The sequence below is a fragment of the Pseudanabaena sp. PCC 9330 genome, from assembly GCF_055795045.1.
Genome location: NZ_JAYFES010000110.1, coordinates 1 through 21,871 on the forward strand (window position 1 = coordinate 1; position 21,871 = coordinate 21,871).

The 21,871-nt window shown below is 55.3% G+C and carries 28 protein-coding genes and 2 tRNA genes; 7 read left to right on the forward strand and 23 right to left on the reverse strand.

Annotated elements, in window-relative coordinates:
* Nucleotides 1–138 precede the first annotated feature (138 nt).
* Nucleotides 139–1,005 carry a M48 family metallopeptidase gene (locus tag AC0QKW_RS15895; RefSeq protein WP_473152062.1) on the forward strand — a complete coding sequence of 289 codons (867 nt, stop codon included), beginning with the start codon at nt 139–141 and terminating at the stop codon, nt 1,003–1,005.
* Nucleotides 984–1,065, forward strand: a tRNA-Leu gene (locus tag AC0QKW_RS15900). Before AC0QKW_RS15895 ends, AC0QKW_RS15900 begins: the two co-directional genes overlap by 22 nt.
* A gap of 12 nt (nt 1,066–1,077) precedes the next feature.
* Here the strand turns inward: AC0QKW_RS15900 and gntT are convergent.
* Both gntT and AC0QKW_RS15910 read right to left on the reverse strand, forming a co-directional pair.
* Nucleotides 1,078–2,424, reverse strand: a complete 1,347-nt coding sequence (gntT, locus tag AC0QKW_RS15905; RefSeq protein WP_473152063.1) for a guanitoxin biosynthesis MATE family efflux transporter GntT — start codon at nt 2,422–2,424, stop codon at nt 1,078–1,080.
* A gap of 66 nt (nt 2,425–2,490) precedes the next feature.
* Entirely contained in the window at nt 2,491–3,606 is a 1,116-nt protein-coding gene (locus AC0QKW_RS15910; protein WP_473152064.1) for a metallophosphoesterase family protein, read from the reverse strand.
* Between the two features lie 143 nt (nt 3,607–3,749).
* On the opposite strand from AC0QKW_RS15910, the gene trmB reads away from it, so the two are divergent.
* The 3 genes from trmB (at nt 3,750) to AC0QKW_RS15925 (ending at nt 5,814) form a co-directional block, all read left to right on the forward strand.
* Nucleotides 3,750–4,385 carry a tRNA (guanosine(46)-N7)-methyltransferase TrmB gene (gene trmB, locus AC0QKW_RS15915; RefSeq protein WP_473152065.1) on the forward strand — a complete coding sequence of 212 codons (636 nt, stop codon included), beginning with the start codon at nt 3,750–3,752 and terminating at the stop codon, nt 4,383–4,385.
* Between the two features lie 139 nt (nt 4,386–4,524).
* A tRNA-Arg gene (locus tag AC0QKW_RS15920) sits at nt 4,525–4,598 on the forward strand.
* 115 nt (nt 4,599–4,713) lie between these two features.
* On the forward strand, nt 4,714–5,814 hold the full coding sequence (locus AC0QKW_RS15925; protein ID WP_473152066.1) for a site-specific integrase: 1,101 nt from the start codon (nt 4,714–4,716) through the stop codon (nt 5,812–5,814).
* A gap of 20 nt (nt 5,815–5,834) precedes the next feature.
* Here the strand turns inward: AC0QKW_RS15925 and AC0QKW_RS15930 are convergent, their stop codons facing one another.
* The 21 genes from AC0QKW_RS15930 to AC0QKW_RS16030 all read right to left on the reverse strand — a co-directional run bounded on the left by AC0QKW_RS15930 (nt 5,835) and on the right by AC0QKW_RS16030 (nt 19,882).
* On the reverse strand, nt 5,835–6,197 hold the full coding sequence (locus AC0QKW_RS15930) for a hypothetical protein (protein ID WP_473152067.1): 363 nt from the start codon (nt 6,195–6,197) through the stop codon (nt 5,835–5,837).
* Between the two features lie 76 nt (nt 6,198–6,273).
* Entirely contained in the window at nt 6,274–6,576 is a 303-nt protein-coding gene (locus tag AC0QKW_RS15935; protein WP_473152068.1) for a hypothetical protein, read from the reverse strand.
* Entirely contained in the window at nt 6,569–7,282 is a 714-nt protein-coding gene (locus AC0QKW_RS15940) for a hypothetical protein (protein WP_473152069.1), read from the reverse strand. Before AC0QKW_RS15940 ends, AC0QKW_RS15935 begins: the two co-directional genes overlap by 8 nt.
* Nucleotides 7,279–7,617 (reverse strand): HNH endonuclease, encoded by a 339-nt coding sequence (locus AC0QKW_RS15945; protein ID WP_473152070.1) that lies wholly within the window; start codon nt 7,615–7,617, stop codon nt 7,279–7,281. The genes AC0QKW_RS15940 and AC0QKW_RS15945 overlap by 4 nt, the downstream gene beginning before the upstream one ends.
* Entirely contained in the window at nt 7,604–8,704 is a 1,101-nt protein-coding gene (locus tag AC0QKW_RS15950; RefSeq protein WP_473152071.1) for a hypothetical protein, read from the reverse strand. Before AC0QKW_RS15950 ends, AC0QKW_RS15945 begins: the two co-directional genes overlap by 14 nt.
* A gap of 55 nt (nt 8,705–8,759) precedes the next feature.
* A complete protein-coding gene (locus AC0QKW_RS15955) occupies nt 8,760–9,017 on the reverse strand; it encodes a hypothetical protein (RefSeq protein ID WP_473152072.1) in 258 nt (85 codons plus the stop codon).
* Nucleotides 9,018–9,233: 216 nt separating this feature from the next.
* Complete coding sequence (locus AC0QKW_RS15960; RefSeq protein ID WP_473152073.1) at nt 9,234–9,527, reverse strand: HAD family hydrolase; 294 nt, start codon at nt 9,525–9,527, stop codon at nt 9,234–9,236.
* 470 nt (nt 9,528–9,997) lie between these two features.
* Nucleotides 9,998–10,273 carry a hypothetical protein gene (locus tag AC0QKW_RS15965; protein ID WP_473152074.1) on the reverse strand — a complete coding sequence of 92 codons (276 nt, stop codon included), beginning with the start codon at nt 10,271–10,273 and terminating at the stop codon, nt 9,998–10,000.
* A gap of 5 nt (nt 10,274–10,278) precedes the next feature.
* Entirely contained in the window at nt 10,279–11,751 is a 1,473-nt protein-coding gene (locus AC0QKW_RS15970; protein WP_473152075.1) for a UvrD-helicase domain-containing protein, read from the reverse strand.
* A gap of 32 nt (nt 11,752–11,783) precedes the next feature.
* Complete coding sequence (locus tag AC0QKW_RS15975) at nt 11,784–11,966, reverse strand: hypothetical protein (RefSeq protein WP_473152076.1); 183 nt, start codon at nt 11,964–11,966, stop codon at nt 11,784–11,786.
* Nucleotides 11,967–12,017: 51 nt separating this feature from the next.
* Nucleotides 12,018–13,115, reverse strand: coding sequence for a DNA sulfur modification protein DndB (locus AC0QKW_RS15980; RefSeq protein WP_473152077.1), 1,098 nt, complete (start codon nt 13,113–13,115; stop codon nt 12,018–12,020).
* A 48-nt stretch (nt 13,116–13,163) separates the two neighbouring features.
* On the reverse strand, nt 13,164–13,439 hold the full coding sequence (locus tag AC0QKW_RS15985) for a hypothetical protein (RefSeq protein WP_473152078.1): 276 nt from the start codon (nt 13,437–13,439) through the stop codon (nt 13,164–13,166).
* A complete protein-coding gene (locus AC0QKW_RS15990) occupies nt 13,436–13,672 on the reverse strand; it encodes a hypothetical protein (protein WP_473152079.1) in 237 nt (78 codons plus the stop codon). Before AC0QKW_RS15990 ends, AC0QKW_RS15985 begins: the two co-directional genes overlap by 4 nt.
* A 52-nt stretch (nt 13,673–13,724) precedes the next feature.
* A complete protein-coding gene (locus tag AC0QKW_RS15995; protein WP_473152080.1) occupies nt 13,725–14,114 on the reverse strand; it encodes a hypothetical protein in 390 nt (129 codons plus the stop codon).
* Nucleotides 14,115–14,180: 66 nt separating this feature from the next.
* Nucleotides 14,181–14,831: a hypothetical protein gene (locus tag AC0QKW_RS16000; RefSeq protein ID WP_473152081.1), complete on the reverse strand. Its 651-nt coding sequence runs from the start codon at nt 14,829–14,831 to the stop codon at nt 14,181–14,183.
* 83 nt (nt 14,832–14,914) lie between these two features.
* Nucleotides 14,915–15,190, reverse strand: coding sequence for a hypothetical protein (locus AC0QKW_RS16005; protein ID WP_473152082.1), 276 nt, complete (start codon nt 15,188–15,190; stop codon nt 14,915–14,917).
* A gap of 102 nt (nt 15,191–15,292) precedes the next feature.
* Complete coding sequence (locus AC0QKW_RS16010; protein WP_473152083.1) at nt 15,293–16,195, reverse strand: DUF932 domain-containing protein; 903 nt, start codon at nt 16,193–16,195, stop codon at nt 15,293–15,295.
* An 84-nt stretch (nt 16,196–16,279) separates the two neighbouring features.
* On the reverse strand, nt 16,280–16,753 hold the full coding sequence (locus tag AC0QKW_RS16015; protein WP_473152084.1) for a hypothetical protein: 474 nt from the start codon (nt 16,751–16,753) through the stop codon (nt 16,280–16,282).
* Nucleotides 16,754–16,837: 84 nt separating this feature from the next.
* Nucleotides 16,838–17,365: a hypothetical protein gene (locus tag AC0QKW_RS16020; protein ID WP_473152085.1), complete on the reverse strand. Its 528-nt coding sequence runs from the start codon at nt 17,363–17,365 to the stop codon at nt 16,838–16,840.
* 1,018 nt (nt 17,366–18,383) lie between these two features.
* Nucleotides 18,384–18,773, reverse strand: coding sequence for an AbrB family transcriptional regulator (locus AC0QKW_RS16025; RefSeq protein ID WP_473152086.1), 390 nt, complete (start codon nt 18,771–18,773; stop codon nt 18,384–18,386).
* Between the two features lie 416 nt (nt 18,774–19,189).
* Nucleotides 19,190–19,882 carry a DNA alkylation repair protein gene (locus AC0QKW_RS16030; protein ID WP_473152087.1) on the reverse strand — a complete coding sequence of 231 codons (693 nt, stop codon included), beginning with the start codon at nt 19,880–19,882 and terminating at the stop codon, nt 19,190–19,192.
* A gap of 104 nt (nt 19,883–19,986) precedes the next feature.
* Here AC0QKW_RS16030 and AC0QKW_RS16035 point away from each other — a divergent pair, with 104 nt between their 5' ends.
* Together AC0QKW_RS16035 and AC0QKW_RS16040 are read left to right on the forward strand one after the other, a co-directional pair.
* A complete protein-coding gene (locus AC0QKW_RS16035) occupies nt 19,987–20,781 on the forward strand; it encodes an SDR family oxidoreductase (protein ID WP_473152088.1) in 795 nt (264 codons plus the stop codon).
* 558 nt (nt 20,782–21,339) lie between these two features.
* Nucleotides 21,340–21,837: a ribonuclease III domain-containing protein gene (locus AC0QKW_RS16040; protein ID WP_473152089.1), complete on the forward strand. Its 498-nt coding sequence runs from the start codon at nt 21,340–21,342 to the stop codon at nt 21,835–21,837.
* Nucleotides 21,838–21,871: the final 34 nt, after the last annotated feature.

Genomic DNA, 21,871 nt, shown 5'->3' on the forward strand with positions numbered 1-21,871 from the left:
GGCAGGTTGTCATGGCTTTTCGTCCAAGATCTTCTAGCCTGACCCTACCCCTTTCCTACAAATTCAGCCCCTGCCTCAATCCTTTGTGATCTACTGAAGCTAGGATAAAAGACACTGATAGCCCCTTTGGTTTTGAGCATGACCGGTAAAACCCTCTTAGTTGGCCTGCGGGCCGATCAGTTTCGGCATCCCCTTGACCTAGAGGCTACCCGAGCGCTAAAGCAACTGCCGGGGCTCGATGCCATGGTGCGTTTAGCCTTGGCTCCATTGGCGGAGCGATTCTTTCACCTCGATCATTTGGCGTCGAGCTTGCAGGTAAGCGATCGCCAGCTGCCCGACCTGTACCAGTCCCTCGTCGAGGCCTGCCGCATTTTAGACCTCGATGTGCCGCAGCTCTACGTGCGCCAAAACCCGGTGCCCAATGCCTACACCTTTGCCATGCGCGGCGAGCAGCCCTTCATCGTCATCCACACGGCCCTGATAGAGTTGCTGACCCCCGCCGAAACCCAGGCGGTGATTGCCCACGAGCTGGGGCATTTGAAATGTGAGCACAGCGTCTATCTCACCCTGGCCAACTTGCTGACCCTGGCAGCCAATGGGTTGCCCTTTGGGGAGGTGCTAGCCCAAAATCTGCAAAATCAGCTGATGGAGTGGGTACGCTGTGCCGAGTTTACCTGCGATCGCGCCGCTCTGCTGGTGGCCCAAGAGCCCCGCATTGTCGCCTCCCTGATGATGAAACTCTGCGGCGGGTCGCCCTCTCTGGTTGACCAACTCAACGTCGATGCCTTTATCGACCAGGCCCGCGCCTACGATGCCATTAGCACCGACGCCCTGGGCGAAGCACTCCGGCAAATGCGCACCCAGGGGCTGACCCACCCAGTGCCAGTACTGCGCGCCCGCGAAATTGACCGCTGGGCCACCACAAATGACTACTATCAGCTAGTTAAACGCCCGACAGTTGAGTATAATGACAACACATCCAAGGGCGGATGGCGGAATTGGTAGACGCACCACACTCAAAATGTGGCGACTTCGGTTGTGCGAGTTCGAGTCTCGCTCCGCCCATGATTCAAACCTTCATGACTTAAAGTCATAGCTGCTCGGCACCGCCAAGACCAGGGTGAGCGCTCGGGCCGCCATCAGCCCGACTAGGGCCAACCATAGTAAGTGGGCGCTGCCGAGCGATCGCGCTACCAAAGCCAGGGGCAAAAACCCCACCCCCGCCGCCAGCACCGTGGCGTTGCGCAGCACTCGGCCAGCGGTGAGGCCCAAAAAGTAGCCGTCGAGCATGTAGGCGATCGCCCCCAACCCCAGCACCGGCACCAGCCAGCCCACGTAGATCTGCACCGTCGCCATCACCTCTTGATGCGTCGTCAGCAGGCCAAACAGCGGCTGCGGGAACAGCACAAAGGCCAGCGCAAAGGAGAGCCCCAGGGCGATGCTGGTGCATCCTCCCAGGGTGAGCAGACGGCGTAGATGGCTGCTGTCACCACTGCCGTAGTAACGCCCTGCAAAGCTCTCGGTGGCAAAGGCAATGCCGTCGATAAAGTAGGCCGACAGGGTCACCACTTGTAGCAGCAGGGTATTGGCCGCCAGAGTCTGGGTACCCAGGGCGGCGCTGAAGCTGGTAAACAGGGCAAAGCTCAGCACCAGGGCAAAGGTGCGCACCAAAATGTCGCGATTCAGCAAAAACAAGCCTTTGATCGCCTGAGGGTGCCACCCCTGGGGCAGCACCGCCCGCAGATTTTGCCAGCCGCCTTCTCGCAGCAACAGTCCTAACCCGACAATCAGGGTCAAATATTGGCTCAGGGCCGTGCCCAAACCCGCTCCGGCGCTGGCCAACCCCAGCTGATTGATGAAAATGTAGTTAAACACCACGTTGCTGCCGTTGCCCACCATCGACAGGGCAATCACCCGGCGACCTTTTTCGCGGCCCAAAAACCAGCCCATTAGCACCAGGTTGAGCAGCACCGCCGGAGCATCCCAAATGCGGGCGTTGTAAAACTCAATGCCCGCCGATCGCACCTCCGGTTCGCCGCTGAGCAGGCCAAAGCCAAGGTCGCGAATTGGCCCCTGGAGCAATAGGATAGCGAAGCCAAAGGTGAGGGCGATCGCCCCGTTGCGCAGCAAGATCAGCCATAGATCTGCCCCATCTCCCCGCCCCCGCGCCTGGGCGGTGGTGCCCGTGGTGCCCATGCGCAAAAAGCCAAAGCTCCAGTAGACCACGTTAAAAATTACCGCTGCCAGGGCCACCCCACCCAGGTGGCGAATGTCATCTAGGTGGCCGAGAAAAGCGGTATCTACCAGGGCCGCCAGGGGCACCATCAGGTTGGAGATAATATTGGCCGCAGCCAGCTTCAGAAAGCTGGGTAGAAAGGCATGCGGTTGGGCCGCGATCGGGTTGCCTAGGATGTTTTTAGCCATGGGTAAGCCGCGAGTTCTTTCCTAGGGGGCTTTTAGGCTGGGCAATGAGATAGTGGGTCTCTCTTTTTAGACCCGGCTGGGCCACACCAACGTGGCGGTGTTGTCGATTGTCTGGGGGTTGCCGTCGCTGTCTATTGCGTTGTAGCAGGCCAAGCGCCGCTGCACATCCTCAGGCAGGTGCGAAAAGTCGATCTGAGTGTCGCCGTCGGCGATCGCCGCCCAAAAGTGTCGCAGCTGGGGCGCGATCGCCTCCGCCTCGGCCTGGGCCATGCCCACAGGGGGGCTAGTGAGAAACTTGGCCATAAACCCGCTGGCGCGATCGCACATCCACTGGTGCGACATGGCCTGCAAGTCATCCCAGGGATGCACGGCGGTGAGACGACGCGATCGCACCGCCATACACAAATCCCCATCCCCGTGCTCGATCTCCACAATTCGGTAGGGGTGGGGATAGCTCACCAGTGACCCAGTCAGCACCTCACACAGATCGCCCCGCCGGGCCACATCCTGCACATGCAGATGGCCGGTAAACATCAGCCGCACCCCCGCCGCCTCTAATCGTTGAATAATCGCCTCGGCATTGCTCACCATGTAGCGCTGGCCCAGGGGGCTTTGCGACTGCCCCGGCAGGTGCTCCAGCACATTGTGGTGCAGCATGACGAGAATCAGGTCATCAGAAAACTCTGCCAGGGTAGCCTCCAGCCAGTCGAGCTGGGCCTCGTCCACATAGCCCACCCGCACCTGTTCCCCATTGGGCTCAAAGGCGTTGGAGTTGAGCGCCACCAGCCGCACGCCGGGGAGAATTTCGTGCTGATAGTGGAGGGTTTTGCCGTCGCTGTAGCCAAAGTCTTGGTACAGACGCGGAAAGTCGGCCAGGCCAATGGCGCGATCCGTCGCATCGCGGGCAATCACGTCGTGGTTTCCCGGCACCACATAGGCCGGAAAGGGCAGCCGCCTGAGGCGCTCAATCAGCCACTGGTGGTTTACCCATTCACCATGCTGGGTCAGGTCGCCAGGCAGCAGCAAAAAATCTAAATCCAGCGTTTCTAAATGATCAAAAATTTGTTCAATACCCGGAATGCTGACTTCCACTAAGTGAAAGCGATGGGGGCCGTTGTAGATCGTCTCAGGTTGAGCAATGTGAGGGTCGCTGACGATCGCGAAGCGAAAACGCTGTCCCATGGAAATAAAACGCTGATTTTTATGCATGTCCATACCAGCCTAGCCGCTAGCTGCCCGATTCGGGAATGTTCAAACGCTCAAACGTTTGAACGGTTATCTGAAAGTGGCATCATAGGAAGCTGTGGTTTAAGGAGGTCAACGCTGTGGCAGTTGTTCGAGTGCGTCAGCATGTCAACCCCCTGAGCGGAAAATACCAGGCCCCGGTCGATAACCCCGTCTGGGAGACTGTCTACACCAACCCCCAGCAGCCTCTGCACATCGACATCGGCTGCGGCAAGGGCGTGTTTTTGCTGCAAATGGCCCAGCTAGCGCCCGAGTGGAATTTTCTCGGCCTCGAAATTCGCAAGCCCGTGGTCGAGTCGGCCCAAAAACGCCAGCAAGAGATGGGGCTGACCAACCTACATTTCATGTACTGCAACGTCAATATCTCCCTGCGCGCCCTGCTAGAGAGCTGGGGCGATCAAAACCCCCTCCAGCAGGTTTCTATCCAGTTCCCCGATCCGTGGTTCAAAAAGCGGCACCAAAAGCGGCGAGTGCTGCAACCCGAACTGGTCAGTACCCTAGCGGCGTTTTTGCCCTCTGGCGGGCGGCTGGTGGTGCAGTCGGATGTAGAAGAAGTGGCGGTGGATATGTGCGATCGCATCGCCGAAAAACCCCACTTCCTTCGCCAGGGCGACCTCTGGCTACCCGAAAGCCCCTTCCCCGCCCAAACCGATCGCGAGCGCGTCACCCTAGAGCAGGGCCTACCCGTGCACCGCGCCATCTTTACCCGCACTTGAAGCCCCACCTTCAGGCCAGGGTGTAAAATGGCTTCAGCTATATGTGCAGCAGACAAGGCAGATATCGGGACAGTCCAGAAAACTGGTAGGTCCCTTATTATCTTTTCGCCTTCATCCTTTTGCCTTTTAGCTCCCCCCTGGGGCTGTAGCTCAGCAGGATAGAGCGGCCGCCTCCTAAGCGGCAGGTCGTGGGTTCGAATCCCGCCAGCCCCGTACCCCAAAGTCCCGCCTGGATGGGACTTTCAACATTCACAATATGTCAGAGTATCCCTAGATATGTCAGAATCTTCCCTAGAAAGCAGGGAAGATTTAGGGAAGCTATAGGGAAGTGGCACGAGGCAAATTAACACTAGAGGCGATTAACGAGCGCCTGAAGTCTGCAAGTATTGGTGTAACAGTCAGGCAAAAGGGAAATCGTCTATATCTGCGGGCTACCCTGCCGCCCAAGCCATCCTCCAGCAAGGATCGCCCCCACCAGCAAGATGTGTCCCTGCAAATCTACGCCAACCCAGCTGGGCTGGAAAGGGCTGAAGCTGAAGCGAGTAAGTTAGGTGCGCTGATTGCATGTAAAGAATTTGACTGGGGTACCTATCGCCCTGATGTAGTCCAAACTGCGGAGACCTTGACCACTCGCCAGTGGGTAGAGCGATTCAAGACGGAGTACATGAGAACTCATAGCTTGAAGGAAACAACGTGGCATTTTCACTGGTGGTGCGTCTATAAGCGGCTGCCCTTGGATGAACCCCTTAAGGAAAGCACTTTGCTTTCAGTGGTTCATAAGACTGAGAAAGAGACACGGAACCGAAAGCAAACCTGTGAGAAGCTCCAAAAGTTAGCCGATTTTGCTGGGGTAGATGTAGATCTCAATCGTTATTCCGGCAGCTATTCATCATCCAAAGTGCAACCAAGAGATTTACCAACCGATGAAGTGATTTCTGAATGGCGGGAAAAAGTCCCTAATCTAGCCTGGCGATGGGTCTATGGAATGCTTGCTGCCTATGGTCTGCGACCTCATGAGGCTTTCTTTTGTAAATTCCTAAATGACTCTTCAGACCGTGTCATCCAAGTTACTGAAGGCAAGACTAAAGGAAGAAAAGTTTATCCCCTCTATCCAGAATGGGTAGAGAAGTGGGAGCTATGGAAAGTAAACTGCCCTGATATTACTGGCAAAACTTACAAAGAATACGGGAATAGGACAACCAGGCAATTTCAGCGCTATGAGATTCCTTTTCCTGCCTATGACTTACGCCATGCTTATGCAATTCGAGCATCTATTGTATTTAACTTTCCTGTGCCTACAGCTGCTGCATTTATGGGTCATTCTCCCACAGTTCACTGGAATCGGTATAACCGATGGATTTCTGAAAAGCAACATGCTGAGGTCTTTCAATCTCGAATCCAGGATAAGGATCGGCCTATAGCTCCATAGTCTTTTGCTTTTGTAGCGTCTTATTTTTTCCATCGTTTCTCTGGCCTCTCTGCCAAACGCTGAATGCACTTATCAATATGAAACTGATAACGTGGCAGACGAGCACTGGGCTTACGCCTATCCCTAACTTCATGACCTACTCTCAAGAGCCCTGAACGTACTGCATCTCTTAGCTGCTCAGCATTATCTAAATCAAGCAACTGATAGGCTGGATCGGTGTCATACCACTGCCGATTTCCTTGGGTCTGTGTCTCTTGCTGAAAGCCTAACATTTCTGCTAGCACCTCTCGGACGGCATTTTTTAACTCACTTTCAGGAATTAGCCTTTCATTAATTGCCGCGTTAGATTGTTGAGACTGTCCATTATTGCCAGAGTCAATCATCACTCGATTTCTCTTTGTTCAAAACTGAATTTGTCGACAAGGATTAGTGATCAAAAATTTGTTTTTGGCTTGCTTTCTATGCAGTCGAATGAGCAATAATAAAAAGCATTTTTGTCGCCAATGAGATCAGATCCTGGGCCGCTGCCTCATTAGGAATGTTGAAGAACAAACACTCCACACTGAGGCCCAGCAGGGGCGGATGGTAGAGGGCGTAGATCCCCTCCTCGTCACGCAGGTACAGCTCTAAAGAGACGTGGCCTAGAGAGATGCGGTCGTAGATCAGATAGCCCTGGTCAGCTAGCCAATCGACCCAGTTGTTCTCCCCTGCCTGGGCCAGGTCAAGCTTTACTTCGGTCTGAAGGTCGATGGCTTTAATCATGGTTCTGGGCCTCCTGCTGCACCCCCAGATAGGCCAGAATCTCGCTGACAGGTTTGCGCTGGGTGATCATGTCGTGGACTCGGTAAAGCTTCCCCGCTGGCACATAGCGCTTGCGGCAGGTGTCCCCGTCCAGCCATCCGTAGTAGTAGGAAACGCTAGGTGTCTTCCGCTTTTTATTGCCCTGACGTTCTTCTAGCCAGCCCGATGCCTTCCCTTTGGGGCTGTAACGGCGCTGCTGATTTCTTCGGATGGTTGGTATTTTCTCTAAGCAGTCCACCGGCAAGGGCACCTCGACCGGCCTGGCACCGCTCTGCCCGCGTAGCTTCACCCAAACCCGATTGCGGCTCAGCTTGTTGACTACTCCCCGCTGCCCGATCCAACGCTTCGGCTGGTGGAGCTGCACAGATAGAATTTTCACCTCGTCGCCAATGGCAAAGGCTTGTTCTGGGGATAGAGGCCGCTGATCGAACTCGGGCGACCGCTCGGTGACGATGATGATTGAGGGCGGAGGCTCCAGGCTGTAGAGTCCAGAGCTAGGTTGTTCTGGGGATAGTACGGCCTCACGCCAGGTACAGACTGGGCAAGAACCCGTCAGCCCCTTTGATACCCGCTGCTGAGTGCAGATGGCGCAGGCGGCGGGGTTGCTGACCAGGTAGGGGGCGACTCCTGGCAGCAGGGGAAGTTGGTACCCAATCAGGGGTTTCATAGCGTTACCTCCAAGATGCTGAGTTGTCCAAACCATTCGCGCAGTAAGGCCCGCTGCCGCGCGCGAAACTGGCGGTCATAGCGCAGGTGGCAGACCGTACAGAGAGCCTTCAAGTTGTTGTCGTCACAATTTGCCGGGGTTTGGTCGAGGTGAGCGACCGTCAGCAAGTACTGCCGGGGCTTGGCCTTCCCAATGCGCGATCGCAGCTGGGCCTTGGTTTCATCGGGTCGCTGGCACTGGCGACCGCATTGCTGACAGCACCAGTCGGCTTTCTCCTTCACCCCATAGGCGATCGCCTTCCAGTTGGCGGGATAGCGGCCTTTAATCATCGGCATTACCTTTCTCCTGTGGCCCACCAGGGCCGATAGTGAGATTCCAATCGGGGTTGTCGTCGATGGTCTTGCGGATACCGTCACGACAGATCGGGTTTGCCCAGAGCTGCTGGTATCGTGTGAGGCGGTCTGCCGGGGTGACTTCTTCGGGAGGGGGTAGGGCGGGTGGCCCGGTGTAGGCTGTAGGACTTCTCTGAGGCGCAGCAAGCCATGCCTGATACTCTGCGTACAGCTGTACTCCATGTTTTTCAATCCAGCCCCTTGCAGCGCTTCTAGGGGAGGCTGGCTTAGTCGGAAGTCGTGGAACCTTTTGGGTCAGCACCCAATCAAAAAAATCGTCGTCGGCCTCGGCGGAACCTTCAGTCCTGTCCGGTGGCTCTGGCTCAACAAGTGAATCTGTTAGAGCGTTAGGCTGAAGATAGGGATCCTGGGGTGGTGGTTCGGCCTGGTCGGTTTCGGTTCTGCCTGTGGAAAACTTTTCGCTTCTCTCTCTCTTTCTCTTGTTTAAAAGAGTATGAATAGTTTGATTAGTATGAGGGGATCTAGAGCCCTTGTCCTGCAAGGGTTTCAGAGGCCAAGTGTTGTCTACAGACAACAAGTGTTGTCTCAGGATCATGAGTGTTGTCTCAGGATCATGGGTGTTGCGTGGAGACAACAGTGTTGCGTCAGAACAACACCCCTCTTTAGGATCCAATTTCTCCCAAGAATCTTTCTGTGGATCCACTCCAGCGGCGCTATATGGAGGACTTTCGTTACCTTCGGGGACAGCTTCCAGGTGACGTTTCTCTAACCGCCGACTTCTGATCCGAACGCCCACCCTGAGCAAGTCGAGATTGATATGTTTTTGAGCATCCAGCGACTTTAGAGCACGGCTAACCGTACCGGGGTCATAGTTAAGAATGCGGGCGATCTCTCTCACCCCAAATTCCAGGTAGCGGTCGCCAAAGGGGTCGAGCGTTCGCAGGTAGTAGAGAACGTCCTTCTCAGCAGGTTTGAGGGTTCGGACAGCCTGAACCCATTCCTCATTGGTGAGGCGGTAGTGAAGGGAATTTTGCCGCTCTGATGGTCGGGGGTGCTGAGAATCTGTCATGATATTGGTAGATTTTTTAGAACCCCAGCACTGGATCCACAGGCTGGGGCATTTTTTAGGCAATCTTGTCCCCTAACCAGCGAAAACCGCAGGCAGAGCATTGATTGTCGTCAGGTTGTTGGATGGCTAAGCAGCGGGGGCAGGCGTCGGAGAGTTCATCCTCAGACCACCAACGATCGCCTGTGGTGGTCAGTTGGTAAAGCCATTGATCACGGGCTGGCTCATGCCGAATGCTTTGAATGAAGCCGCCTTTGCCTTGGTTAGGGACGTAAACACTGTCCTGAAAGTTATAACTGTGGTTGGGAAACGCCATGGGAACACGAGCTTGGAATAGATGCAGGAGAATCTGATGGCATTTGCGCGATCTGCTCCTTCACCAAACGTTCAAATACGGTCAGACAGGGACAGGCTTCGCATTGGGAACGAGTTCCAGGTCGGACGCAACCACACTCAGGCGACCAGCGCTTCAGTACCTCAGCAGCAGCGGCCTCATAGCGTAGAGCCGTTGTTTGTAGAAGCCGTGAAAGTGTCAAGCTGGCTCCTTCTGCAACTTCAAATGGGAAATTAACTTCGATGCCTTAGCCTCAGCAGCTTTGACTGAGTTCCAATCCTTACGCCTAAGATCAAAAGCCTTAAGCACTTCTTCCCGGTCAATCCCAAGAGCATCGGAAACGGTTTTAATGCTGGCCTCGGACATGCTTCGGGTGGAACTCCAAGCAGAAAAGTACCTTGCTGGAATATTGGTGAGAGCAGCAAGCTGAGTGGGCCGAAGATAGCGAATGTCTTCAACCGTTAGCATCAACCCATCTGAAAGGAACATCACAACAGCTCAGAACGCGATTGAATGTCACAGTAACACAATTTATTTCCTTATAGGGAAACAAATTTCCTTATAGGCTAATTTCCCTTGCTGTAAAGAAGCCGTTTCCTAACAAATCCTCCCTCAGGGGGTGTTCTGGTGATAAAAGAGAATAAGTGGGTGCAAATGATCAGGCTAATACTTCAGCTCAGTGAGAGTTTGTGAGGTTCTACGAAGCATTCAAAGAAACAATGCACAGATTCGACCTTAAAGGGGTGGATTTGTCCAAAAACAGCGGATTGAAACCTTCTCAGATCAGCAAGTTCCGAGGGGATCAGAATATCCGCATAGAGACTCTTGAGAAAATTCTGTTTGCTATGCCTCAGGATGCGCGTGAGTACATGCTTTCCCTGATAGCTCCAAATGATACGGAGGCAGAGCAGTTGCCCCCAAAGTCCAAGGATGGGGCTTAGCGTTCTTTTTACGTTTGACTTTTAGTCCAGCTTCACGTCCTCATGCCAACGGATGATGATCTCGCCGCCCATAGCTTTGACTAACTCTTCAATCGCCTGAAAGCTGGCCTTCTGCGGTTCTTTAAGGGTATTGCCCACGGCGGAGTTATACCGAGTCACTGGGGGGATCTCATCCCCCTCTGCCCGGAGTTTGCAAATTTCCTGAGTCACCTTGTACTGGGTATAGCCTAGCTGCTGCATTCGCTGGGCCATAGCCTCTCTAATGTCCATCAGGTTCATCCATGCCTTCAACGCCACGGTTATCATGCCTCATCCTCATCGCCGTAGGCAAAGGTTAAACATTCGGTTGCTCGGGTCAGCCACACGTATTTCAGGTTCATCTCCTGCTCTTTCTCCCAAGGCTTCTTAGCATTGGGGTGGGGCAGTAGGTGGGGATGGAGCAACACCACTCGGCGCGCCTCTAGCCCCTTGGCCTTATGGATGCTGGAGAGCCACACCTTCGCCCTCTGGTCGCTGAACAAATCAGTGATCGCCCGCACTAGCTCAGCCATATTCCGGGGTACGGTCGCCGCCTGAATGGCCAGGATCGTATCTACTCGGTCTTTGAAGTTGGTCATCACCATTTCAACCTCGTCCCTGTCCTGCCCCTGCCGGAGCTGACGCTGTTCGTCTAAGTACTTGTGTAGATAGACATCCAGGCGGTTGAAATGAAACCCTTGGGCTTCTTCAAGCTGGTGGAGGATGGCCACCAGGTTCTTGCCAATGTCCGTTCCCCGGATCCGGGCCGGGATACCAGCTCGAATCAGCTCAAAGCACACCGTCACTAGGGGTGCATTCGTCCGGCATAGAATCAGGTCGCCATCGTAGACGTTCTTGATAATGTCGGTGTCCTCAATCTCTCTCACGGTGCCGATGGGCGCTCCAGGGCGAGGCTCAATGCCGGGATAGACAGCATTGGCCAGTTCGATGTGAGAAGTGGGGCAGCGATAGCAGATGGACAGGGGCAACACGCTGGCCTGGGTGCGATCGGTAATGTTGGCAATGCTCTGGGTGTCTGCGCCTGTGAAGCCATAAATCGCCTGCCGCCGATCTCCAACGAACAGCATACGCCCACCCCTGGCACGGGCCTTCAGCACTAGCTCTAGCTGGGCTTGGTTTAAGTCCTGGGCCTCGTCCACAAATACCCAATCGGCTTTCCTTGGCTCCAGCCCCAGGGCGTGGGGTAGCCAAACCATATCGTTGTAGTCGATCACCTGCCGGGCCAGGTCAGTGCCGTCTTGCAGGATGGGTGCGATCGCTTTCCAGGTAAACTCCCAGTCTTTGCGGTCGAGGTCAAATCGGTCAGCGAGGGCTTTTAGGGCTGGTTCATCCTCGGGGTTGGTCAACGTCAACTGGGTGAGGCGCAGCAGTCCTCGTATGCGATCGCTGGCGTTTCTCAGCGCTTCTGGCTCGGTCACGTTCTGGTCAATAACGTACTGACGGATCAGTTTGCTGTATTTCTTTTCATCCAGCTCCGGGCGGCCCAGGCGGCTGAGGGCCGATAGGCCCAGGGAATGAATAGTCTGTGCTCTCATTCCCTGCAAGCGGGTCTTTAGCTCGGTGGCGATGTGTTTATTGAACGCGCAGAACAGGGCGTTACGGGACTCCAGACGCTTCGATGCCTCGACACAGGTAGTCGTCTTGCCGCTGCCGGGGACGGCATCCACAACGGCATCACCCGCGCCGCTGGCGACAAAATCAAAAATATCGGTCTGGTACTGGGAGGGTTGAAACATGGTGTTGACTGTAGCGCAGGGTGGGCAATGGGTTAAGCAGCAATCTGGTCTGTCCAGTGGACGGTCGCGTGAGACTGTGAGACTTGGATCTGAGCGGCGGCGACCTCGGCTTTGGGATGGCCCAACAGGCTCAGAATGTCTTCGATGTCTTCTGGGGTGATCGGGGTCTGGCGCAGGCGATCGCCCATTTGAATTTGGAGGGTGAAGTAGGTCATGGGGTGTTCTGGGGATAGGGTGGGGTTGCCCCTGTTTCCAGGGGCTTGGAACTAAGCGGCTTCAAGGATGACGACTGGGGCGACCAGCTCACGGATGATGGCGGCGGTTTCTTCGATGGTCTGGGCGTTCTTGCGGATCCTGCCGTCAAAGATGCAGACTCGTTGCCACTGGGCATGAGAGCGATTCCAGTTCACAGACCCCAGGCGCTCCAGGGTTGGGGCTACATCATCCAGGGGCAATAGGTCGTGAGCTACCCTGCCTAGGGCCGCAAGGCCCACGGCATTGAAGCAGAGGTAGTCCAGCCGCAGCAGCTTGCCGCTGGTGCCCCGCACCGCCTGGGGTTGCCATTCAGGAATCACGGCGGCAATGCCCGCCCACAAGTCGATCACCTGGTCAGGGTCAATGGCCTCTTGCTTGCCTACCGTGAGGGCGATCGCGTCATAGAGGGCTTTGAACGTCCATAGCTCCGGGCCTTTGTAGGCCGGGGAGAGCTGGGTCTTTTCGTGGTTCACCAGACCTCGGAACTGGGGGACAGCGGCCACCATCGCACGGGTCAGCTCAGCCACCCGATCCCGATGGTCAAAGTAGTGGGAGGTAGATTTGCTGGGCTTGCTCAGGTTGAGGTTGAGGTCAGTGAACATCTGGCGGGCTCTTTCTAGGCCCAGGTCACAGTGCAGGTCAACGCTTACGGATTCATCGGCCAGGTACTCAGCGATCGCCGGATCTAGTAGGGCGATTCTTAACCCCTCCATCCGGTGCTGGCCATCGTTGATCGTAAAGCTGGCTCCCTCGGCAACGTAGAGCGTGCCCAGGTCTGAATCGGGGCCGATGGGCCTAAATTCCATGCTGCCGCCCACGCTCACCACGACAGAGGCAAAGATGTAGCTTTCGAGGTGCTGGGCTACATAGCGGGCGATCTTCTTGGCGCGGGTGTGGTTGATCTGGCGCTGTACTTCCTTCCCGGCTTCTACTGAGTCTTCCTGAAAGACAAACAGGTTCACAGCATCGGCAATGCGAACTTTGGCGGTGTAGCATTCCCGGCCTGCCTGAATGCCGCGCATGGCTTCGAGGGCGATCGCCTTGGGGAATAGCTTGATTGAGGCGCGGATCGGGGTGTGTTCGGTCAGGGGTAGTTTGCGGCGGGTCATGGTGGTTTCTCCGGTAGTGGGGTTGCCCCTGTTTCCAGGGGCGTGGAACTAGGCCAGGGCAGCAGCAGCTTGGCGGGTAGTGTGGCCAGCGGCATAGAAGGTATCCACCTGGGCCACCTCGGCATTGGTCAGGTCGCGCTCCAGGCAGAGCTCCACCTCGGCTAGATAATCGTCGTACTCACTTGCTGCCCAGGGCCGCAGGGCGGTCTTGAGATCGGCTAAGGCAGATGCAAACTCGTAGTTGTCTATACAACTGGCTCGAATCACAGCGCGGGCAGCGGCAATTAATCGGTCTTCATTGGTAAGAGATTCAGGGGTGCTCATAGGGTGTTCTGGGGTTGGGGTTGGCAGGTGGGGCAGGGTTCTTCTTTGGGGCCAAAAGTGGACTCGAAGCGGCGGGTGATCGTCTGGGCCTGGTCGGCAGGGCAGGTGGTAACGTCCACCTCAAAAGCTTCTTTGGCCCACTGCTGGAACAGATCCCAGGCGGGGTTAGGGGCGGTGCCGATGTCTCCACAGGCAGGACAGATCGGCCCCCCTTCGTTGGGTGGTGTGGTCATGGTTGTTCTGGGGTAAAAGGTGGGGTGCCCTGGCGGGGCCAGGGCGGTGGGCCTACTTAATGGGGAAGATGGAGTCGATTTCTATGTCTGTATTGGCCTCAAGTAGGCGGGATGACCGCATTGGAACGCTGGCGCTACGGCCATAGGTACTTTGCAGCAGGGGCGTAATCTCCAAGCCTCTCAATGCCGCTTCCATGACATAGGGCTGTAGCCGTTCGTGCATGAACTCCAGGTTCTCCTTGGCCCGATCCTGCATGGACGCTTTGCTGAACTTGGGCTGAAACACAGCAATCAAGGGGTCGTCGAGCTGGGGACTGGTCAAGACTTCCACAGCGGCCTGAATCTTGGTGGCCAGGGAACGAATGGTGTTCAGCAGATGGTCATCGGTCATGCAGCAGATCAGCAGGGTGTCGCCGTTGGTGGTGGTGTGGATGTCGTACATGATGAGTTCTTAGGTAAAGGTTGATAGGTGTGCCCTGGCAGGGCCAGGGCGTTGACTTAGCTCGGTTTAGGCAGAGGGCAACTGAGGGGCTTGTAGCCGCTGTAAGACTTCGTGGGGCGTTAGTTCAGGCTCTAGCTTGGCGGTGTCTACCATCTGCTGCACCAGCAGGGATGGCAGGCCATCGACACACATCATTTCGCGGGTGCCGTCCAGGTCGAGCAACTGGGGGGCAGACTCCACAAAGTCAGCAATCTGCTTGAGCTGATCCACCTCTGGCTTGCCCTTACGCTCCCGCCAGTCAAATTTGACTGAGGCGTAGTTGCGATCGCCGTTGCTGTGGCGCTGGAAACTCACCCCAAAGATGCCTTCAGCCGGATTCACCCCTTCTCCCACCAGCCGGGTCACGGTCTGCTGTAGGGCGCTGAGGGAACGGGTTTTGATATAGCTCACACAAACCGTATTGGCGGGAAGTGCTTGACAACCGGGGGCGGGCACATAAAACAACTGCATCCAGGCAACGTTCCGGGTGCGGCCCAAGCTGCCAAAGTATCGGGATACCTTGATCACTGAAATTTCAGCTTCAGTACCCAAAAACTCAGTTTCGCTGATAGCCAACTGGCCAGCTTGGCAGTTAAACCGAACAGCAAAGGGGGCATCGGGCAGGTAGATCGCATTAGCGGGCTTGCAGCCAAAAATTTGAGAGAGTGCATCAGACATGGTGAATTTTTCCTTTTTGTTCTGGGGATTGCCCGTGTGGTTGGTTACGGGGGGCAGTTTCAAGCCATGCCCAGGGCGGCGGGTTAGAGTTCGTCGCAATTACAGAGATCTGGGCTGTCGTAGCCTCCGGTTAAGTAGGCGTTGCTGGGTAGGCTCCAAAGAACCTTTGAGCCGTCGGGGTGTACCCGCTCGTGGATGGTGGCTAGTTCTGTGATGACTCGCTTGGTACCCCAGCGGCGGATCATTTCCTCCAGGGCCAGGGCATCGAAGCCCCAGGTTTCTGCCATCTGGTCTTCGGCCTGCTCTCGGCGGGCCTGGTCGTGCTGGTAAGCAATCTCAATTGGTTCTCGTACAATCATGGGTAGATCCTCTTGTTCTGGGGATTACACCCCCTGTCGATCTGTGGTTGGAGAGGCAGGGGGCCGAACTGAGCCTTTTAACGCCATGCCCAGGGCGGAGGTTTATCGCAGATAGCAACTAACCATCTGGCGCTCAAATCGCTGCATTTGCTTAGCCCGGTTGCCGCTGAGAATGGATTGAAACTGCTGGGCCACAGTGCCACGCTTAACAGCGTGGTGGTTGTAATACTCAGTCACGCTATGTAGCAGACCGTAGGCGGTGTTGTAGGCCGATAGCTCACTTGAGCCTTTGCCCATGCCGTTGAAAAGCTTCAGGCAGGTTTGAACGATGCGGGGCTGTTCTTCAACGGGCTGGCCAGGTTCACCAAACGCGGCGATTAACTGCATGGTTGCCTCGGCCTTGTCGATGCCGACCGCCGCTAGGTTGGTCATCGTTTCTTTCTCTTCGTGCAGTGTGGCGCGGGCAGATTCCAAAATGGTTTCGATTCGGCCAGGGTTAAAGCTGCCAACGTGGGCGATGATCCGCTGCCCAGCCCTAACCGGAATCTTCATGCCGTTGGTGCAAATCAGGCGGTTGGCGTAGATGCTGACGCTTAACCCTTTGCCGTTGAGGTGCGAATCCTCAAGCAGCAGATACCCTTCGGTCAGGTCGCCCACCGCCTGAGCCGGTGCGATTCGCTCGGGCATCTTGGCGGCGGCGTACAGCATCCGGCCACCGTCCAGACTGCCCAGGTGGGTCATGGGCAAATTGGCATCATCACAAAAGCGATTGAAGGTTTCTACAATCTGGGCATTTTGCCAGGGTTGGCGCTTTGTGTAGATGTCAAAAAAAGTATTATTGTCGCCACGATAAGCCGCAAAGACAGGGGCTTTATGCTGCCCTTCTGGGCCATAGAAAACAGGAGATAGCTTAACTTCCCAGTCCAGTCCAGCGGCCTGCAACTGTTGCTCAACAGTGGAGCCGGGGATAATTTGTTTAGCGGTGCCACGGTGCCAAGTAGTCATGGTAAATCGTCCTTTTTGTTCTGGGTATATAGCCTGTGTGGTTGGTCACAGGGAGCCGTTTAACGCCATGCCCAGGGCGGCAAATTAAGCGGCGTAGGCGGCGGGTGCTTCGGCTGCTACCGGGAATGGGATAACTTTTTGGGCCTGGATGTAATCGTGTAGAGACCCAAAGCCCAGGTGGGCCAAGACTGCATAGCCGTGTTTGCAACAACCCCGCCCAAAAAACTCAAGCTGGTTGTTTAAGTCGTCGCAGGTGCAAAACACCCCATCAGCCCGCTTCTCGACCACATAGGCGGTATCTTTGGTCAGATTGCGAACGGTGTAGTGGTTGGTGATGTCTAGGCGCTCTGTCACCTTCAGGCTGCGGGCCTGGGCCTTGCGCCAGTCTGCAAAGTGGGCCTTAAATTTGGCCTTGCTGATGAAGGTGGGGCGCTGCCCTTTGACATGCACCCAAATGACTTTCTGAAAATCTTTAATCTCGACGGGGGCCGACGACTTGAGGCCCAGCAAGCGACGGGCGGCGGCGGCGGAATAGAGGATGTTACAGGCTGTGAGCATATAGTACGCTTGAACTCATAGCCTTACTATATCATCACAATGATATATTTGAGTCAGCAAAAATGCTGAGATAGAGCAAATGAACTAAAGCAGTGACCCTTGTACTGCTGGCGGTGCGATGTGAAACCAGCCGCCCTCAAGCGATCGCAACCCCCAACTCACCGGAGGCAGCACCCCAGGGGGCAGGAACACCAGGCAGGGCAGGCCCAACCCCACCGCAAAGGCCAGAGAAGCCCAGGTGCCCGAACCCTTGCCACAGAAGCAGCGGGAAGAGCGGCCAGAGGGCACCAGACCAGCCGGACAGGGGCCAGAAGGGAAGGCAACCCAAAGCCCCCTAGCAGCAGCCACAGCCCGCACACAGGCCACAGAACGAGCCGCAAAGGCACCCCGACCAGACCCAAAGGCCGCAGCCTGGAACACCTGAGCCGCAGGAAAGGCAAGCCGCGCCGCCTGGTCGATGCCGGGGGCGCAGCCTGTGACCACAGACACCCCATGAGTAACCTGGCCAGCCAGCCAACCCAAGGCCGATAGTGAGGCCGCACTGGGACGGCGGGAACCGGAGAAGCCCAGGCAAGACACCCCGGCCAGGAGAGCAACAGCAGAACGAGCCACAAAATAACCTAGATAATATCGCCCAATTATATCACTGCAATGATATAATATGAACAGGCAGGGGGCAAAAGCAGCCCGTAAGACGCGAAGGGGCTATACAAACGGCAGAAACCGGGAAACAACAGCGCAAGCCAGAAACAAGGGGAAACCGGGAAACGTGCCCGCTGGGGGCGAAACCCCAGCTAAGACGGCGCAGGGCAAGCCAAGCCAGCCACCACCCAGGCGGAAACCGACCGGAGTAAATGTGAGAGCTGCCCAGGGGCGCAAGGGCAGCAGCAGCAGAGCAACGGCAGCAGATGCAAGCCTGGGAGGAACGGCAACTCACCCACCCCAAAGGCCACGGGGTGGGGCCACCCCACCACCGCCGACCGGAACCACTACGAGGGGCACACCCTACCGGACGGAGGCAGAGGGGAGAACCCGAGAGGAACCCCTACCGGGGCCGTGCGGGGCCAGCCACCCGGCCACTATGGACTCTCGGCAGTGTGGCCCCGTTGTCAAGGGCGGAACGAAGTGGAGAGCGCAGCGGCCCTTGATCAATGGGGCTGCCGTGATAGCCTTTTTCGGCGGTGGCCTGGGCTGCACGGCATAAATTGCCTAACGAGAGTGTTTTGCCTGTCCAAGGGCGCGGCTGACGGCTCTGAGGAAGCGGCGCTGCTCCCCTGGGCCAGCGGTGGCCAGCAAGGATGGTTGCAGGAGGAAATAACAAGGTCACGGCTGGGCCAGTCGAGAGGATGCCTTAGCGAGACAGTCTCATAGGACAGAAGCGATCGCCATGGTCTACGGTGAATCTTCCTCTGACGCCAGAAGCTTGTAGACGGCTTTCTCTAGTTGAACGCTTTGACAATCAAAACCGGGCGCAAAAAAATGCCCCTAGCCAACAAAGGCCAAGGGCAAATTCAGAGTGCATCAACTATGTCTATGTAGAGAGTGCCCGTGGGCAGTAAAAACAAGTATCGACTCAGCAAAAAAGCTGAATTTGACCGCTCACTCAATCGGCGATCGCATCACTCGCTTATCACGCTGCATCTTCAGTGCTATCGGCATCAATCTGCTTCAGGTGAATATGCTTGTAGCCCAGCTTAATCTGAAACTCATCCCCAGTCTTGAGGCCCATTTCTTGGGTATAGGCTGCCCCAATCACGATCTGACCATTCTTATGAACAGTAAGGGTATACGAAGCTTCTCGGCCTCTACCATCGGTACTCTTCTCAGGCTCAAGCTGAATGCCCTTTGCTGCCAGTAGAGCATCATAAAATTCAGCCAGGTTCACACGAGTTTGCCCTTCTTTGCCCACCGTGTAGTAACCACATTCCTTGGCGAGTTCCCGCTTAGTGAGGCCATCATTCTCCTTGACCTTGGCCAGAAGATCCTTGCCTGTCAGAGCTTCCTTACTTTTCACCGCCATAATTCAAACCACCTGTAGGGTTAAACATCAAAAAACATGATGACCGGCATAAAGCTTACGCCAGGGTCATTTGATTCCCTTGGCCTTTCACTCTAACTATCAATTTGAGTGGAGGAGTAGAGACAATTAAGTTTATCTTACACTCATTATAGTTATCAATTGATTCAGTAACTCGTAAAGCTGATGTCAATAGTTAGTGAGATATACCCCTAACCAATTTTTTGCGATTCAGTCTACGAACCTAACCACTTTGCGAGTTGTTGTAGGGTAGGCACGATTTACGCTGGAAGACGCGATCTCTATAGTCAAGACGGCCAACAACACAGAGGATGCCTGGTTCTATGAAATGGTGATTTGTGGAGAAGTAGAGCAAAATGAATCGAGATCATGCTAGCCCGCTGTTAAATCCTCTACCTTTAGAGGGATGACAGTTTTCCCTTGTTTTTCAACCACTTCAACGCTTCCCGCCTGCTGAGGGATGCCAAGGCTGTTCTGGAGACAAAGGATTGAACCGCCCCAGGATCAGTTTTAGAGTATTCTCGCAATGCCCACCCAATCGCCTTTTGGATAAAGAACTCTGAGGAGTCCTGGTTCTCTTCTATCAGGGCAAACAGCAGGCTCTCATCTGTTTCTGTTTTATACCCAAGCTGGAACAGTAACGTGGTTCGGCGTAGCCAAAGATTATCCTGAACACGCCACTGATTGATCACACTGTCTCGACTAGACGGATACTGCTTCAACAGTCTTCCCACATTGTGACTCGCGATGGAGTCCACGGTATCCCACCAGGACTTGGTCGTGATCAGGTGCTCTAACAACGGCAAACAGTCAGGCGTCAGGTGCTTTTGAAATTTACCCAGAAAGGTGAGGGCCAGATACTGATACTCACGTTTAGGCCACCTCCAGAGTTCTCGTACAATCTCATCTAACTGGGATAGGTCAGGCAGACCATGCTCGGCGACGAACTGCTTGAAGAGGACTTTTTGAACAGGAGATTTGATGCCCAAGAAGTCAAACTGATTCCTCATGTACTGCTTCATCGGCTTGGCCTGGGCCGAGTCTGCCTGCTGCGCATAGAAGGTTTTGAGGTTTTGAAGATAGAGAGACATGGCCAATTGATGAGAACTAGGTACAGACTATGCGATCGCCCTCCTGCGATTTTCCTATCTACCCCCTAAGCTGATCAAGTGCTCAACCCATCGACGTGAACCCTATGAAGCAAAGAGATCAGAAGCCCGTTGCTCTAGTTACCGGAGGGGCGCAGGGTATTGGCCTGGGCATCACAAAGCATTTGCTCAATCAAGGCTGGCAAGTCGCTATAGCCGACATCAATGAAGCCGCAGGCCATGCCGCCCAGGAGATGCTGGCCCAGTTCCACGATTCTTTACTCTTTGTCCCCTGTGACGTTTCCCAGGAGGGCGACGTAGAACGCTATGTCCAGGCCACCATCGACCAATTTGGCCACATCAATGGCCTAGTCAACAACGCTGGCATTGCTAACCCCTATAGCGGCCCCGTGGAGGAATTATCGCTGGCAGACTGGAACCGCTGGATTGAAACTAATCTCACTGGCTGCTTCTTAATGGCCAAGTATGCCGTGCCTCACCTCCGGCCCACTAACGGCGCGATTCGCGAAGCGATCCCTGCGGGAATCGTTAACATTGCCTCTACCCGAGCGCTTCAGTCTGAGCCCCACTCAGAAGCCTATGCAGCCTCTAAGGGAGGCATTGTGGCTCTCACCCATGCCCTTGCCGTTAGCCTAGGCCCAGCCATCCGCGTCAACTGCATCAGCCCTGGCTGGATCGACGTGAGCGCTTACAAACATCCACCCCAAGCAGCAAACCTCAGCCCCATCGACCACGAACAGCACCCGGTGGGGCGCGTCGGCCAGGTTCAGGACATAGCCGAGATGGCCCACTTCCTGCTGTCGGATAAAGCAGGGTTCATCACTGGACAGAACATCGTTATAGATGGTGGTATGGGCCACAGGATGATCTATGAGGAATAGGAGGAACGCAAAAAAAGGGGCCGTAGCCCCCGAGAAACTACTGCCTGAGACGAACCCGGCTAGACAAGAGCACTTGGTACTCTGCCCTGAGCGGCTGCCCCAAGGCCAGATGGTCAGCTATCTCAAAAGCCATGAGACAGGCGTGTAATGGGCCAAACAGAGCAACATTGTCGTTGTAAGCCACTTGCTGAACAAAGTCGTAGTAAGACTGGTACATGATGGAGAAACCCCACGCAACAACGGGGCTAAGAGCGGGGGAGGGCAAGGCCAAAGCAGCCCAACAAAAAAGCGAAGCTCCTTGTTCCATCGGGCTGCTGTAGTGAATTTCAGCCTTGCGCCCCCCGCTACACTAGAGCCCCCTGCGTGCGGTATTCGGTGAGAGATTAGTTCTACGAAAAGTGCCTGATGGGAAGTTTGAGCGAGTTTGCCAGATGCGATGACGAAAGCCGATCCGTAATCAGTCAACTTCTCTTTGTATAAATTCGTGTGCCAGGAATCCAAGTGAGCTTTGCTTTCAAGCTTGCTCCTTTCTGTCTCTACTGGCTGAGCTTAATTCAAATGATTGACGATATTGACGTTGAGTATCTAAAGAATCGGCTCAATCTGCCGCTTCTACAGCGGCATGAGCTGATTAAGTTAGCGGTCTGCCACGGCAGCTATATTAATGAGCGCTACGGTCAGGAACCCCTTAAGAGGGAGAAACTACAGCGAGAGATTAAGCGTCTGGCCCACATTGGTGACGCCATCATGAATGCGGCTATCACGGATTACTTCTTCCACCGCCTCTCAGAGGCAGACCAGGGGAGGCTGACATTAAAAGCGATGCCCTTTAAGGAGCGCAGACGAGGGGCCGTATCCTTCGCCAAGGAGGTAGGGCTGAGCAATCTCAACGTTTGCAGGCTGGGCAAGGGTATCGGTGACAAAGCCTTAGCGGGTGACATGCTTGGGGAGATGTTCGAGGCGCTGATGGGAGGCATATACCTGGAAAGCGATCGTAATTTCACTGTCGCCCGTGACTGGTTTCACCAGGAATGTGGCGGATTGCTCAACTTCTAAACGATTGGGCTACTCCAAGCCAATTTCCAGGCGC